At 73.7% G+C, this 13,939-nt stretch carries 14 protein-coding genes; 7 read left to right on the forward strand and 7 right to left on the reverse strand.

All coding sequences use genetic code 11. The features are described 5' to 3' along the window. Positions 1–221: 221 nt before the first annotated feature. A complete protein-coding gene (locus tag ACFWIA_RS31220; protein ID WP_387010618.1) occupies positions 222–1,739 on the reverse strand; it encodes a DUF3152 domain-containing protein in 1,518 nt (505 codons plus the stop codon). A gap of 8 nt (positions 1,740–1,747) precedes the next feature. After that, on the reverse strand, positions 1,748–2,812 hold the full coding sequence (locus ACFWIA_RS31225) for an alpha/beta fold hydrolase (protein WP_387010619.1): 1,065 nt from the start codon (positions 2,810–2,812) through the stop codon (positions 1,748–1,750). Positions 2,813–2,942: 130 nt separating this feature from the next. Here ACFWIA_RS31225 and ACFWIA_RS31230 point away from each other — a divergent pair, with 130 nt between their 5' ends. The 4 genes from ACFWIA_RS31230 (at position 2,943) to ACFWIA_RS31245 (ending at position 4,870) form a co-directional block, all read left to right on the forward strand. Then, the gene (locus ACFWIA_RS31230; RefSeq protein ID WP_385494583.1) at positions 2,943–3,179 is read left to right on the forward strand and encodes a hypothetical protein; all 237 of its coding nucleotides are present in this window, start codon (positions 2,943–2,945) and stop codon (positions 3,177–3,179) included. 225 nt (positions 3,180–3,404) lie between these two features. Further along, positions 3,405–4,046: a TetR/AcrR family transcriptional regulator gene (locus tag ACFWIA_RS31235; protein ID WP_387010620.1), complete on the forward strand. Its 642-nt coding sequence runs from the start codon at positions 3,405–3,407 to the stop codon at positions 4,044–4,046. A 151-nt stretch (positions 4,047–4,197) separates the two neighbouring features. Continuing rightward, positions 4,198–4,425 carry a DUF3107 domain-containing protein gene (locus ACFWIA_RS31240; protein WP_385494585.1) on the forward strand — a complete coding sequence of 76 codons (228 nt, stop codon included), beginning with the start codon at positions 4,198–4,200 and terminating at the stop codon, positions 4,423–4,425. A 181-nt stretch (positions 4,426–4,606) separates the two neighbouring features. After that, positions 4,607–4,870 (forward strand): hypothetical protein, encoded by a 264-nt coding sequence (locus tag ACFWIA_RS31245; protein ID WP_387010621.1) that lies wholly within the window; start codon positions 4,607–4,609, stop codon positions 4,868–4,870. Positions 4,871–5,434: 564 nt separating this feature from the next. Here the strand turns inward: ACFWIA_RS31245 and ACFWIA_RS31250 are convergent. Then, complete coding sequence (locus ACFWIA_RS31250; protein ID WP_387010622.1) at positions 5,435–6,172, reverse strand: ferritin-like fold-containing protein; 738 nt, start codon at positions 6,170–6,172, stop codon at positions 5,435–5,437. Between the two features lie 582 nt (positions 6,173–6,754). Here ACFWIA_RS31250 and ACFWIA_RS31255 point away from each other — a divergent pair. After that, complete coding sequence (locus ACFWIA_RS31255) at positions 6,755–8,869, forward strand: DEAD/DEAH box helicase (RefSeq protein WP_387010623.1); 2,115 nt, start codon at positions 6,755–6,757, stop codon at positions 8,867–8,869. Positions 8,870–8,909: 40 nt separating this feature from the next. Continuing rightward, complete coding sequence (locus tag ACFWIA_RS31260) at positions 8,910–9,818, forward strand: alpha/beta fold hydrolase (protein ID WP_387010624.1); 909 nt, start codon at positions 8,910–8,912, stop codon at positions 9,816–9,818. 46 nt (positions 9,819–9,864) lie between these two features. Here the strand turns inward: ACFWIA_RS31260 and ACFWIA_RS31265 are convergent, their stop codons facing one another. Then, positions 9,865–10,860, reverse strand: coding sequence for an NYN domain-containing protein (locus tag ACFWIA_RS31265; protein WP_387010625.1), 996 nt, complete (start codon positions 10,858–10,860; stop codon positions 9,865–9,867). A gap of 291 nt (positions 10,861–11,151) precedes the next feature. On the opposite strand from ACFWIA_RS31265, the gene ACFWIA_RS31270 reads away from it, so the two are divergent. Next, positions 11,152–11,304 (forward strand): hypothetical protein, encoded by a 153-nt coding sequence (locus tag ACFWIA_RS31270; protein ID WP_385494593.1) that lies wholly within the window; start codon positions 11,152–11,154, stop codon positions 11,302–11,304. A gap of 115 nt (positions 11,305–11,419) precedes the next feature. Here the strand turns inward: ACFWIA_RS31270 and ACFWIA_RS31275 are convergent, their stop codons facing one another. From ACFWIA_RS31275 to ACFWIA_RS31285, 3 genes are all read right to left on the reverse strand, one after another. After that, positions 11,420–12,025 carry a MarC family protein gene (locus ACFWIA_RS31275; protein WP_387010626.1) on the reverse strand — a complete coding sequence of 202 codons (606 nt, stop codon included), beginning with the start codon at positions 12,023–12,025 and terminating at the stop codon, positions 11,420–11,422. Between the two features lie 186 nt (positions 12,026–12,211). Continuing rightward, complete coding sequence (locus tag ACFWIA_RS31280; protein ID WP_387010627.1) at positions 12,212–13,111, reverse strand: PHP domain-containing protein; 900 nt, start codon at positions 13,109–13,111, stop codon at positions 12,212–12,214. Positions 13,112–13,254: 143 nt separating this feature from the next. Next, positions 13,255–13,896 (reverse strand): DUF6758 family protein, encoded by a 642-nt coding sequence (locus ACFWIA_RS31285; RefSeq protein ID WP_387010628.1) that lies wholly within the window; start codon positions 13,894–13,896, stop codon positions 13,255–13,257. Positions 13,897–13,939 lie beyond the last annotated feature (43 nt).

Consider the following 13,939-nt stretch of genomic DNA (forward strand, 5'->3'; position numbering starts at 1 on the left):
CACCGCGTCCCCCGGGCGCGGGCCGCCGCCCGCCCCCCGCGCCCCGGCTCACATATCTCGCGGCCTGCGCCGGCCTCCCCCTGTGCGCCCCCCCCCCCCCCCCACCGGAAGGGGTGAAGAGACGTAACTTTCGCGTGCGGACGGCGTTCGGTCGCGCTATGGATCACGACGACCGCATGGAGTAACGTCCGGGTCGGGCCGGACGCTCTCCTGATGATCGGTCAACTCTCCGGGTAGGCCCAGGGGTTGGCCCGGCAACTGATGCCGTCGTGAGCGAGGAACTTCGTCTGTTGCTGCATCACGGGGGCCAGTTCGCCGTCCGTTTGGCAGCTCACATGACCGAAGCCCAGTCGGTGCCCCACCTCGTGGTTGATGAGCATCTGCCGGTACGCGTGGATGCGCTTGCCGTAGGTCTCGGAGCCCTGCGCCCAGCGGTAGGCGTTGATCATCACGCGTTCGGTGCTGGCCGAGTCGCAGGAGACGTTGTCGATGGTGGTGTTGAGGCCGGACTTGGCGCACCACGCGCCGGTGGTCCCGGGACTCGCCAGGGTGATGACGAAGTCCGCCTCCCCCGAGGAGACCCGTTCGAAGGTACGGGCTCCGCCGTGGGCCCAACTGCGCTCGTCGTTCAGGGTCTTGTGGATCGCGTCGGCGAACAGCCGACCGTCGAGGCCGAGGCCCCGCTCCACGTCGACGCGGTAGCGGAACCGCTGTCCCTTGCCGGGCGCCTTGACGAAACCGGGGACGGCGTCGAACTTCCCGGACGCCGTGAGCTTCGGGTCGAGCGGGTAGGTCCGCCCCATCTGCTCGGCGTACGTCGGGGGCTTCGCGACGGCCGGCTTGTCGGACGGGGTGGGCCGGCTGTCGGAGCGCGACGGCGGATCGTCGCGCTGCCGGTCGGCCTCCTCCGCGGCGCGGGTGTGCCCGGTGGTGTCGCTGTCCCGCTCGGCCACCTGTCCGGCGACGACGACGGCGAGGACGGTGGTCACCGCGGCGGCGGTGATCCCGGTGAAGGTCCGGCTCTTGCCGCCCCGGCCCGCGGGCCCCGACAGGTCGTGACCCCGCTCCTCGCCGGGCCCGCGCGGCGGTGGCACCGCGGCCCGGCGCCGGGCACGTCCGGCGGCGGGCCGCCCGGGGTCGGCCCGGTGCTCGACCTCCCCGGCGGCGGCAGTGGATTCGAGGGGGTCGGCGAGTTCGACGTCGTCCCACCGGGTGACGGAGGCGTACGGGTCGGCGGGGGTGTACGGGCCGGCGGACGGGGGTCCGGCGGACGGGGCGCCGTGGGTCGCGGGCCCGGTTCCGTACGGGCCCGAACGGTAGGGCCCCGGGAGGACCGTCCGCGGGCCCGCGGCGCCGGGGGCCGATCCGTGCGCCCCCGGCGCGAACACGTCGTCCGCGCCGTCGTCCCCGAACGCGTCGACGTAGTCCTGTCGGGGACCGGGCACCTGGTGGCGCCCGGGAGGCGACGGGGCGCGGCCGGCGGCGGGACCGGGGGCCGCGGCGCCGGGAACGGTGCCCCAGCCTCCTCCGGCCTCCCGCTGCTCGGGGTGTCCGCCCCGTACGAAGGGCACGCCCCGGGCGGGGGTCTCCTCGGCGTACCGCGGTGCCTGCGGGGTCCGCGGCTGTCCCGCCCGCGGCTCGCGAGCGGCGGCGGAAGGCTCTCCGGACCGGGGCGCGGCAGCACGCGGCGCGGCGTCGCCCTTCTTCGCCGCAGGGCCCTTGCGGCTATGGCGTCCCACGCGGCGTCTCAGCTCCCCGTCTGCGCGTCGGCGGACTCATCCGTACCGGAGGGTCCCACAGTCGCGCGTCCGCTGTCCCGCCCACCGGCGTTCCGGTCCGTGCCGTCGGCTCTCGCGGCGGCCGTGGCGAGGTCGCGGACCAGGTCGTGGAAGGCCGTGGCGACGAGGTCGGGGTACTCCATCATGGCGACGTGCCCGGCGTCCGGCAGGGTGAGCAGTCGGGAACCCCGGAAGGAACGTGCCGCCCGCTCCGCCATGCGGGCGGAGACCAGCTGGTCGCGCCCGCCGTACACCAGCAGGGTCGGGGCGAGCACCCGTTCGGCCTGCCGCCACAGTCCGTGTTGCCCGCCGAGGGTGTAGGCGTCGACGATGCCGCGGGTGGAGCGGGCCATCGCGTCCCAGAAGTGGGGCAGCGCCTGGCGGTGCTCCATCTCCGCGACGGCCGCGGCGAAGCCCTCCGGCGTGACCCGTTCCGGGTCGCCCCAGCACAGACCGGCCACGCCGCGGACGCGCTGCTCGGCCGACCAGTCCCGGGTCAGCCGGGTGAACAGCGCGGCGACCCCGGGCAGGGCCAGCAGGGCCGTCGGCACCGCGGTGCGCTGGACGCGCAGTTCCGGCAGGGCGGGCGAGACCAGGGTCAGCGACCGTACGAGGTCCGGCCGGACGGCGGCCACCCGGGTGGTGATCGCACCGCCCAGGGAGTTGCCGAACAGGTGCACGGGGCCGCGGCCGGCGGCGTCCAGGTAGCGGATCACGGCGCGGGCGTGCGCGGTGACCGAGTAGGCGCCGTCCTCGGGGGGCGGCGAGTCGCCGAAGCCCGGCAGGTCGAGCGCCTCGCTGTGCACGAGGTCGTCGAGGAGGGGCATCAGGGCCGACCAGTTCTGCGAGGAACCGCCGAGCCCGTGGACGTACAGCGCGGGCGGCAGGCCGGGACGGGCCGCGGGGCGCGAGCGCACGGCGAGGGACAGCCCGGGGAGCCGGACGGAGTGCAGCCGTTCCCCCTCCGCGGCCCTGACCGCGCCGACCCGTGGCACGGCCGCGGCTGACAGGTGCGGCGACTCCGACGAAGACATGCGGCAATGTTACGAGACCATCACGCCCGGTTTCCTGTGTTCGCCGTCACAGACTGGGCGTAGCGTGGGTGCACCGGCACCCTCCCCCCATCGAGGGGCCGGACGCCCCACCGCTCGGGAAGAGGACAGCATGGCCACCGACCCCACCGACCCCGGGACCCGGCGCTCCGAGGACGCCCGGGAAGCCGCGCAGGCCAGGACCGCCCACGACGTCGAGGCGCCGGAGGCGGACACGGCGGAGCAGCTGACCGAGCTGGCACCGGAGCAGGACGACGCGGTCCCGGGCTCCGATCCCGCTTCCGCCGATGAGGGGGACCGCGCCGAGCAGGCCCGCGTGGTGGCACTGGACGAGGACGACTACCGCTGACCGGACACCGCTGACGCACGACCGCGCGAGCCGCCGGCGGGCGCGTACCGGTACCGCTGGCGGGGCGCCCGCCGCACGCCCTGTGTACGGTTCCCCCTGCGTCCGGGGCGTTCCCGCCCCGTCCGGTACGTGAAATTCTGCCCTCGCGCCGCGCGCCGAGGGGTTACCGAAAAGTACGATGGGCGTCGCGGCGCACACCGCACACGGTCGATCTTGGGAGGCGGCGTGACAGCCATCGAGCAGACAGACGCGGCCCGCCCGCGGGGCACCCGCCTCCCGCGGCGTGCCCGGCGCAACCAGCTCTTGGGCGCCGCTCAGGAGGTGTTCGTCGCCCAGGGTTACCACGCGGCCGCGATGGATGACATCGCGGAGCGCGCGGGGGTCAGCAAGCCGGTGCTGTACCAGCACTTCCCGGGCAAGCTCGATCTGTACCTGGCGCTCCTGGACCAGCACTGCGAGGCGCTGCTCCAGGCGGTGCGCGGGGCCCTCGCCTCGACCTCGGACAACAAGCAGCGGGTGGCGGCCACGATGGACGCCTACTTCGCGTACGTGGAGGACGAGGGCGGCGCGTTCCGGCTGGTCTTCGAGTCGGACCTGACCAACGAGCCGGCCGTCCGGGAACGGGTGGACCGGGTGAGCCTCCAGTGCGCGGAGGCGATCTCCGAGGTGATCGCCGAGGACACGGGCCTGCCCAAGGAGGAGTCGATGCTCCTGGCGGTCGGGCTCGGCGGCGTCTCCCAGGTGGTGGCCCGCTACTGGCTGTCCAGCGGCAGCGACATCCCCCGGGACACGGCCGTGCACCTGCTGACCTCCTTGACCTGGCGCGGCATCGCCGGCTTCCCGCTGCACGGCACGGAGCAGCCGTAGCGGTCGACCCGGTACGACGACCGGACCGCACCCGCGCGCTGTTCGCTACCGGCGTGCCCCACCGTGGCTTTCCCCCCGGCGCACCGGGCTAGTGTGTGCCAGGTACGGCGCGGAGGGTCGCGCACATCAAGACCGTCGGAGGGACATAGCCGTGGAGGTCAAGATCGGCGTGCAGCACGCGCCCCGCGAGATCGTTCTGGAGAGCGGCCAGACCGCCGAGGAGGTCGAGACCGCGGTGGCCGAGGCGCTGTCCGGCAAGTCTCAGCTGTTGAGCCTGGTGGACGATCACGGCCGCAAGGTGCTCGTGCCGGCCGACCGGCTCGCGTACGTGGAGCTCGGTGAGCCGACGCAGCGCAAGGTGGGCTTCAGCGCGCTGTAGGCGGCCGTCCGCCCGTGCGGTGACACGGGCCCGCAGACACGACGGAGCGGTCCGGTGGGGTGAATCCCGCCGGGCCGCTCCGTCGTGTGCGCACCGGGACAGGATTGCCCGCTCGACGGCGGGGGTAGATCCGCTGCACGGAACGACGGATGCGGCGGAACCGCGTGGGAGGGACCACGACATGGTTTGGGTGGCAGTGGGTTCCGCGGTGATCGGACTGGGGCTGGCGCTGGCCGTACTGCGGTTGCGGGCGGATCGGTTGCCCGCGGCTCGGCTGGTGCTGACCACGGGGGTGGTGGGGGCGTTGTTCGGTGCGTTCGTGACGCGTACGGCTCTCGGGGATCCCGGGGTCGCCACGACGCTTTTCGGTGCGGCGACGCTTGCGGTGGCGCTGCTGTCCCTGCTGTTGCGCCCCCACCGCGTACGCCGCTCCGCTCCCGCCTGACCCTCCGGGGTACGTCGCACCAGGGTGCGCTGCGGGTGCGCGGTGCTTGCTCGCGCAGTTCCCCGCGCCCCCTTCGGGTGCGTCCTGGTCGGGCTGCGCTGTCCCGTGCGGGTGCGCTGCGGCCCTCCGGTGCGTCCCGATGGACCTGCGCTGTTCCGGGCGGGTGCGTCCCGCTGTTGCGCAGTTCCCCGCGCCCCTATCGGGGCCCCGGGAGCCCCTCAGCCCGGCGAAGCTCCCCAGGGGGAGCCCCATAGGGGCGCGAGGAACGGCGCGAGCAACCACAACACCCCCGCAGGCAACAGCCCACCGCAAGAGGCAACCCCCTAGGGGCGCGGGGAACTGCGCGAGCAACCACGACGCACCCGCACGGGACAGCGCACCCCAGCGGGAGACGCGCCCGTAAGGGGCGCGGGGAACTGCGCGAGTGAGCACCGCGCACCCGCACGGGACAGCGCACCGCGAGGGGCACCACCCAGGGGCGCGGGGAACGGCGCGACGAGCCGCAGCGCACCCGCAGCCGACCTCACGGGGAACGACGCGAAGAACGACAGCGCACCGCGCGCATCAAGCCGCCAACCCCAACGCAGCCATCCGCTTCGTGTGCGCCTCGGTGATCCGCGAGAACATCCGCCCGACCTCGGCCAGGTCGAACCCGTCCGCGACCCCACCCACCAACATCGTGGACAACGCATCGCGCTCCGCGACCACCCGCTGGGACTGCGACAGCGCCTCCCCCATCAGCCGCCGCGCCCACAGGGCGAGCCGCCCCCCGACCCGGGGATCCGCGTCGATGGCCGCGCGCACCTTCTCGATGGCGAACCCGCCGTGCCCCGTGTCGTCGAGGACGGCGAGCACCAGCGCCCGGGTGTCGGAGTCGAGCCGGGCGGCGACCTCGCGGTAGAAGTCGCTGGCGATGGAGTCCCCCACGTACGCCTTGACCAGGCCCTCCAGCCAGTCCGACGGCGCGGTCTGCCGGTGGAACCCGTCCAGCGCGGCGACGAACGGCTGCATCGCCTCGGTGGGCTCGACCCCGACCGCCGCCAGCCGGTCCCGCAACTGCTCGAAGTGGGCGAACTCGGCGGACGCCATCTTGGCGAGCGCGGCCTTGTCCGCGAGGGTGGGCGCGAGCTTCGCGTCCTCCGCGAGCCGTTCGAACGCCGCCAGCTCCCCGTACGCGAGCGCGCCGAGCAGATCGACGACCGCGGCCCGGTACTGGGGGTCGGCAGAGGCGCGGTCCCAGTCCCGGGCGGCGACCCCGGTGGGTTCGGCGGGCGTTTCGGCAGCGTGGTCAGGCGTCGTCATGAAGCGCACAATAGCCCGCGCGGCCGACCCGGGAAGGCCCTGGTCAAGGAGTGTGGCGACGGGCGCACGAGCGGTGCACGGGGCGTGCGCGAGCCACCCTGCGACCGTGACGTGACGAATTCGGCCACCGCACCTGCGCGATTCCGGGGTATGGTGGTAATGCGCCCGCTGAGTGCGCCGATGTACCACGATGGTCATGTGAACGGGTGACCACGGCAGGTTGAGTCGGCGAACACGACGGGCACAGGAATGAGGATGCCCGGTCGCTGGCCCGATCGGCTCCGACCAGACAGCCCTCCCAGGTACGGCACAGTGCGTACCGACGATGGAGGGGCCCTCATAGCGGTACGAGAGTTTCGAGCGTCGGCTGTGGTCCCGCGCCACCCGGTTCGCGAAGGCGGCCGGGGTTCATCGGCACGGTACAAGACCCCCAAGCGCTCACTCCGCACCGCGTCTCACAGAAGAGGCACCACCCTGATTACGCAGACGCAAGCGACGACTTTCCGAGATCTCGGAATCCTTCCCGAGACCGCCGAGTCCCTTGAGGCCGTCGGCATCACGACGCCCTTCCCGATCCAGGAGATGACCCTCCCCGTCGCCCTCTCCGGCACGGACGTGATCGGCCAGGCGAAGACCGGTACCGGCAAGACCCTCGGGTTCGGCCTCCCGATCCTGGAGCGGGTCACCGTCCCGGCCGACGTCGAGGCGGGACGCGCCACCCCCGACCAGCTGACCGACGCCCCGCAGGCCCTCATCGTCGTACCGACCCGTGAGCTGTGCACCCAGGTCACCAACGACCTGCTCACCGCGGGCAAGGTGCGCAACGTCCGGGTCACCGCGATCTACGGCGGCCGGGCCTACGAACCGCAGGTCGAGACCCTGCGCAAGGGCGTCGACGTGGTCGTCGGCACCCCCGGACGCCTGCTCGACCTCGCGGGCCAGAAGAAGCTCGACCTCACGCACATCCGGTGCCTCGTCCTGGACGAGGCCGACGAGATGCTGGACCTGGGCTTCCTGCCGGACGTCGAGAAGATCATCAACATGCTGCCGCCGAAGCGGCAGACCATGTTGTTCTCCGCGACGATGCCCGGCGCCGTCATCGGTCTGGCGCGCCGCTACATGTCGCAGCCCACGCACATCCGCGCCACCGCGCCGGACGACGAGGGCGCGACCGTCGCGAACACCTCGCAGCACGTGTACCGCGCGCACTCCATGGACAAGCCGGAGATGGTCGCGCGCATCCTCCAGGCCGAGGGCCGCGCCCTGGCGATGGTCTTCTGCCGGACGAAGCGCACCGCGGCCGACATCGCCGAGCAGCTCCAGCGGCGCGGCTTCGCCTCCGGTGCCGTCCACGGCGACCTGGGCCAGGGCGCCCGGGAGCAGGCGCTGCGGGCGTTCCGCAACGGCAAGGTCGACGTGCTGGTGTGCACGGACGTGGCCGCGCGCGGCATCGACGTCGAGAACGTCACGCACGTGATCAACTACCAGTCCCCCGAGGACGAGAAGACGTATCTGCACCGCATCGGCCGCACCGGCCGCGCGGGTGCCTCGGGTACGGCGATCACCCTGGTCGACTGGGACGACATCCCGCGCTGGCAGCTCATCAACAAGGCGTTGGACCTGCCCTTCACCGATCCGCCGGAGACGTACTCCACGTCCCCGCACCTCTTCGCCGAGCTGCGCATCCCCGAGGGCACCAAGGGCATCCTGCCGCGTTCGGAGCGGACCCGGGCCGGGCTCGCCGCCGAAGAGGTCGAGGACCTCGGCGAGACCGGGCGCAGCCCGCGCGGTCGTGGTGGACGGGCTCCCGTCGCCGCCGCCCCGCAGGAACGCGAGCGGCCCGCCCGCACGCCGCGCAGCCGTCGTCGGACCCGTGGCGGGACCCCGTTGGAGAACGCCGCCGCGAACCCGACCGCGTCGCACACCGGCCCGCAGTCGCCGGTCGAGCCCTCGCCCGAGGGCGTGGAGGCGCCCCGGCGTCGCCGCCGGACGCGTTCCGGTGCCACCGCCGGCGCAGCGCAGGCACCCGCTGTGGCCGACGTGGCCGCTGTGGCGGACGTCGAGGCCGTGACCGCTTCCGCGACGGTGGCCGAGGCCCCCGTAGCCGAGGAGGTCGAGGTGAAGCCCCGGCGCCGTCGGACCCGCAAGGCCGTCGAGGCGCCGGCCGTGGTGGCCGAGGTCGCGGAGCCGAGCACCGAGGCGGCCGTCGAAGCGGTGACCGCGGAGCCCGAGGTCAAGCCGCGCCGTCGGACCCGCAAGGCGGTGGCCGCCCCCGAGGCGGAGGCCGTCGCGCCGACCGCCGAGGCAACGCCGACCGCCGTGGCGGCCCCGGCAGCCGAAGACGCGGGGGAAGCCGCGGAGGCCAAGCCGCGTCGCCGCACCCGCAAGAAGGCCGTCGCCACGGAGCCGGAGGCGCCCGTCGCCCCCGCCGCCCCCGTCAACGAGGAGGCTGCCGAGCCGGCCGCCGCCCCCAAGCGACGCACCCGCAAGAAGGCGGTCGCCCCCGTGGAGACCGCCGCCGCCCCGGCCACCGAGGCCGACGGCGGGGAGCCCACGGAGGCGCCGGCCAAGCCGCGCCGCACGCGCGCCAAGAAGGCCGCGGCGGTCGTCGAGCCCGCCGCTTCCGAGGCCGCGGACCCCGAGGCGAAGCCCCGGCGGCGCCGCACCCGCAAGGTGGCCGAGGCCCCCGAGGGCTGAGGTCGCGCACCTGACGACCGGCGGCCGTTAGCCTTCGGGTATGAGCAGGCCCTCGACGTTCGTGCCGCCCCCGGGAGTCACCGCACGGGTGCTCTCCACGCCCCGCGGCGAGTTCGCCGCCCTCGACACGGACGGAGCGCACCCTCCGGACGGTCCCCTGCGCGGCACCGCGCTGCTGCTGCCCGGGTTCATGGGCAGCAAGGAGGACTTCATCGCGCTGCTCCTGCCGCTGGCCGCCCGGGGCTACCGCACGGTGGCCGTCGACGGACGCGGCCAGTACGAGTCTCCCGGCCCGCACGACGATCCGGCGCCCTACGCCCAGGAGGAGTTGGCGCGTGACGTACTGGCCCAGCGGGACGCCCTCGCGGCCACCGGAGGGGGCCCGGTCCACCTGCTGGGGCACTCGTTCGGTGGTCAGCTGGCGCGCGCGGCGGTCCTGGCCGAGCCGGCGGCGTTCGCGTCGCTCACCCTGATGGCCTCCGGCCCCGCCGAGATATCCGCGTCGCAACGCGAGCGCGTCAAGCTGCTGCGGGACGCCCTCGCCGTGCTCGACATGGGCCGGGTGTGGGAGGCGATGCAGTCCCTGGAGGCCCCGGCGCCCGAGGACGCCGCCACCGGTGCCGCCGCGTCCGCAGACGGGTCCGCGACGGACGAGGCGGCGCTGCGCGCCCGCTGGCTGCGCAACAGCCCCGCCCAGATCCTCGCCGCCGGGCGGCTGCTGTGCACGGAGCCGGACCGGGTGCCCGAACTGGCCGCGCTCCCCCTGCCCCGGCACGTCATCTCGGGCGAGCGGGACGAGACCTGGCCGGTGCCGCTGCTCGACGAGATGGCCGACCGCCTCGCCGCGCGCCGCACGGTCGTCGTGGGCGCCGAACACTCCCCCAACACCGAGCGCCCCGCGCAGACCGCCACCGCCCTCGCCGACTTCTGGGACGCGGTCCCGCTCTGACGGGCCCGGCGCCCGGACCGGCCGTGCCGCCCGGGTGGTGACGTGCTCAGTACTGGGTGCGCAGGTGCTCCCAGAAACCGTCGCGCAGGCTGCGTCGCAGGTCGGAGTGTCCGCGGAGCGAGTACTGGAGCTTGCCCTCCGCCTCCACCAGCAGGTCCTGGTCCACCGAGCCCGGCAGGTAGGGGTGTCCCGGCAGCAGGTCGGCCAGGGCTTCGCGACCCCGGGCGGCGAGCCACTTCGCGGCGATCTGCGCCCCCACGAACCGCACGTCCTCCCGGCTGGGCCGGGGGGTGTTCTGGGTCTCGTACGAGGAGACGGTCCGCCGGGACACGTACGGTTTGAAGAACTCCAGGTCGAAGACGCGCTGGCTGTCCACCTCCCACAGCAGGGGCTCGGCCTGGTTGCGGCCCTCGGGCGCTTCGACGCCCCACAGGTGGACCCGTGCCCCGTACCCCTGGGCCGCCTCCACCGCCGACACCAGGTCCTCGTCCCCGCCGAGCAGGGCGGCGTCGCTGATCGCCCGGTGCCGGGCCAACGACTCCAGGTCGGTGCGGATCAGGGAGTCGACGCCCTTCTGCTGGTTGTTGGCGTTGAGGTTGCCGAGCCTGACCTTGACGTCCGGCAGTTCCGCGATGGTCTGCTGTTCGGCGGTGTGGATGCGGCGGCGGGCCCCGTCGTACCAGTAGACGCGCAGCAGGCGGCTGTCGGCGAAGATCGTGCGGGCCCGGTCGATGAACGCCTCGATCAGCCCCTCGGCGTCCAGGTCGAAGGCGCGCCGGTCCTCCGTCCCCGCGACGAGCCGGCCCGCCGCCGCGTAGACGTAGCCGGCGTCCACGAAGATCGCGTGGGTGGCGGGCGTCTTGGCCACCTCGGCGACCATGCGCCGCAGCAGTTCGTTGGTGAGGTCGAGCCGGGCGAGCAGGGCGGCGGACTCCTCGGCGCCGGGGGCCGGGGCGCCCGGGTCACCCCGGTGCGTCCCGGACGTTCTCACGGGTGTGGCATCCGGCCCCGACCAGGGCGCACCCTGCTGTTCCTCGCTCATCGCCCCCATTGTCCGGGGCGCGCCGGAGGGGGCACAACCCGTCCCGCGACACCGGCGTTCTTTAGTCCGTCGAAAATTTTCCTTAGTGTAGGGAATGAATACGGTGGACATCGTGCTGTACGGGGAGTGAGTGCACGTCCCGGGGCCCCCTGCGGCTGCCCGGCGTGCGACGCGCTCTTGACGGACCGGCTCGCCCCCGGCCCCGGAATCCGGTGGTCGTGCGGGTGCGCGTCCGGTCCGTACGACCAGTTCTCCCCCCGGGGAGGATCACGCAGACGAAGGGAGAAGCTCTTGCGCTTCGAGATCATGCGCCTGAACGACGTTGACGGCAGCGCCGAGGAATCGACCGTCGTGGACGCCGCCTCCGTCAACCGGATCGTCCAACAGGCCGCCGCCATCGGGCAGCGGCTGTACATCCGCCCGGCGGAACCGTCCGCCTCGTAACAGCGCCGACGGGCACGCGGCCTACGGTCGCCGCGCCCGGTGTGTGACAGGGCCCCCGCGAACGACACGACGTCGTCACCGGGGGCCCTGTCGCGTGTCCGGGCGCCCCCGGGGCTCAGGCCGCCTTGATGACCTGGGTGACGCCGTTGATGATCTGCTGCACGGCGATGGCGGACAGCATCATGCCGGCGAGCCGGGTCACCAGGACCACTCCGCCGTCCTTGATGACGCGGATGATCAGCAGCGAGTACCGCATGGCGACCCAGAGCACCAGGTGGATCGCGAGGATCGCGACCCACACCGACACCTGGGCGCCCACGGTGTCGGCCTTCTGCACGGCGAGGATCACCGAGACGATCGCACCGGGCCCGGCGAGCAGCGGCATGCCGAGCGGGACCAGGGCGACGTTGACGTCCTTGGTCTGCTTCGGTTCGTCGGTCTTGCCGGTGAGCAGGTCCAGGGCGATCAGCAGGAGCAGCAGTCCGCCCGCGATCATCAGGGCGGGCACGGAGACGTGCAGGTAGTTGAGGATCTCGTGGCCGAGCACGCCGAACAGGGCGATCACCCCGAAGGCCACGCAGACCGCTTGGAAGGCCATCCGCTTCTGGACGCGGGTGGGGCGTCCGGAGGTCAGCGCGAGGAAGATCGGGGTGATTCCCGGCGGGTCCATGATGACGAAGAGGGTCAGGAACAGGGACCCGAACACAGCGAGGTCGAACACGGTAGGTAGTGCCTTGCGGGAGGGAGCGGGCGCCGTTCGGCGCAGCTCGGAGCGGTACGGGAGGGAACCTGCGTCCCGGACGGGGCACGGGAGCGGAGGGTGAGGACGGCCGGCCGGCGTGCACGGCCCGGGAGCGGGCGCGGGCGGGCGGCGCGGGGCCCGGGCGCGTACGGCGCGTGGGCGGGGTCAGCCGTCGGTGGTCAGCGGGGCGGGGGTTCCCCCGGCGCCGGGCACCGGGAACGCGCCGGTCGCGCGGCGGGTGATCTCCCCGTAGATCTCGGGGTCGGTGGTGAACTCGCCGAGCAGGCAGGTCTTGCGGCTGCCGTGGTAGTCGCTGGAGCCGGTGCCCAGGAGCCCCAGTTCGGCGGCGAGTCCGCGCAGCCGGGCCCGGGTGGCGGGTTCGTGGTCCATGTGGTCGACCTCGATGCCGTCGAGTCCGGCGGCGGCCAGCGCGGCGATCGTCGCCTCGGACACGGTCGCGCCGCGGTGGGCGGCACCGGGGTGTGCGAGGACGGTGACGCCGCCGGCGGCCTTGACCAGGCGGACCGCGTCGAAGGGGTCGAGTTCGTGCTTGGCGACGTACGCGCGGGCGCCGTCCCCGATCCACTGGGGGGCGAACGCCTCGGAGATCGAGGAGACGACGCCGAGTTCCCTCAGCGCCTCGGCGACGTGCGGACGTCCCACGGAGCCGTTGCCGGCGATCCGGGCGACCTGTTCCCAGGTCACCGGTACGCCGAGGTCCTGGAGCCGGGCCACCATGCCCTGGGCGCGCGGCACCCGGTCGTCACGGACCAGTTCGCGCTGGGCGAGCAGCTCGGGCTCGTCGGGGTCGAAGAGGTAGGCGAGCATGTGCAGGCCGATGCCGTCGAGGCGGCAGGAGAGTTCCGCGCCGGGGACCAGCGTCAGGTGTGCGGCGTCGGATGCGGGGTCCGCGAGGGCGGCCCGGGCCTCGGCGTGGCCGCGGGTGGTGTCGTGGTCGGTGAGCGCGACGACGGAGAGCCCGCTCGCGGCGGCCTTGCGGACGAGTTGGGCGGGGGTGTCCGTGCCGTCGGACGCGGTGGAGTGGGTGTGCAGGTCGATGCGCACGACGGACTCCAAACCGACTCGGCCCCACGGGGAACGCGGGACACAGGGACGCTCCAGAATAACCGGCCGTAGCGGCGTTCCGACCGTCCGGATGCTGAGGCGGTGGCCACACTCCGGGGTGCTCGGTGGGGGTCGGGGGCCGTTCAGGGTGACAGCAGCCGGGGGGACAGTGCCCCGCAGGGCAGGAGGTCCATTTCGGCGCCGGCGTCCCGCAGATCGGTCAGGACCAGCTCGTCGTACATCAGCAGGCCGGACTGTTCGGGCCAGACGACCGCCCACAGCCACAGGCCGCGGGCCTCGCCGGCGAAGACCGCGCGGTCGGGCGGCGCTCCGGAGACGTGCCACAGCGGGCTGGGGCGGCCGGAGGCGAGGACCTTGGCCTCGGGCGGCTTCTCGACGCTGAGGTGCGGACCGGGGTCGGGGCCGTCGACGCCGGCGTACCGGGCGCCGAGTCCGACGCCCAGTTCCTCGGCGACGAGCAGCAGCTCGCCGATGCCGCCGAGCGGCCCGGGGCCGGAGCAGGCGACGACGGTGGCCCGGCCGCCGCTGCGGTCGTCACCGGCGTAGCCGACGCCGGTGAAGAGCCAGCCGACGGGCAGCGGCCAGGGCATCCAGACGGGGACCCGGGCGCGGTTCACGACCACGCCGAGGGCTTCGACGCTGGGCGGGATCACGGGCTGGAGTGGCTGCACCGCCCCGTGCAGGGCGCACTGCCACGTATCGGCGAAGAGTCCGGGAGCCCTGACCCGGCCTCCACACTTCGGGCAACTGGGTTCGCCCCTCATAGCCGTCAACGGTCCCCCCTGACCGTCCGCGAGTCAAGGAAGA

It is taken from the genome of Streptomyces sp. NPDC127068, assembly GCF_042724695.1.
In the GTDB taxonomy this organism is placed as follows: domain Bacteria; phylum Actinomycetota; class Actinomycetes; order Streptomycetales; family Streptomycetaceae; genus Streptomyces.

Bases quoted from the DNA above. Each gene is read 5' to 3' on its own strand.
- ACFWIA_RS31265 (WP_387010625.1), bottom strand. From the start codon at position 10,860: ATGAGCGAGGAACAGCAGGGTGCGCCCTGGTCGGGGCCGGATGCCACA.
- ACFWIA_RS31230 (WP_385494583.1), top strand. From the start codon at position 2,943: ATGGCCACCGACCCCACCGACCCCGGGACCCGGCGCTCCGAGGACGCC.
- ACFWIA_RS31250 (WP_387010622.1), bottom strand. From the start codon at position 6,172: ATGACGACGCCTGACCACGCTGCCGAAACGCCCGCCGAACCCACCGGG.
- ACFWIA_RS31225 (WP_387010619.1), bottom strand. From the start codon at position 2,812: ATGTCTTCGTCGGAGTCGCCGCACCTGTCAGCCGCGGCCGTGCCACGG.
- ACFWIA_RS31260 (WP_387010624.1), top strand. From the start codon at position 8,910: ATGAGCAGGCCCTCGACGTTCGTGCCGCCCCCGGGAGTCACCGCACGG.
- ACFWIA_RS31245 (WP_387010621.1), top strand. From the start codon at position 4,607: ATGGTTTGGGTGGCAGTGGGTTCCGCGGTGATCGGACTGGGGCTGGCG.
- ACFWIA_RS31285 (WP_387010628.1), bottom strand. From the start codon at position 13,896: ATGAGGGGCGAACCCAGTTGCCCGAAGTGTGGAGGCCGGGTCAGGGCT.
- ACFWIA_RS31255 (WP_387010623.1), top strand. From the start codon at position 6,755: ATGACCCTCCCCGTCGCCCTCTCCGGCACGGACGTGATCGGCCAGGCG.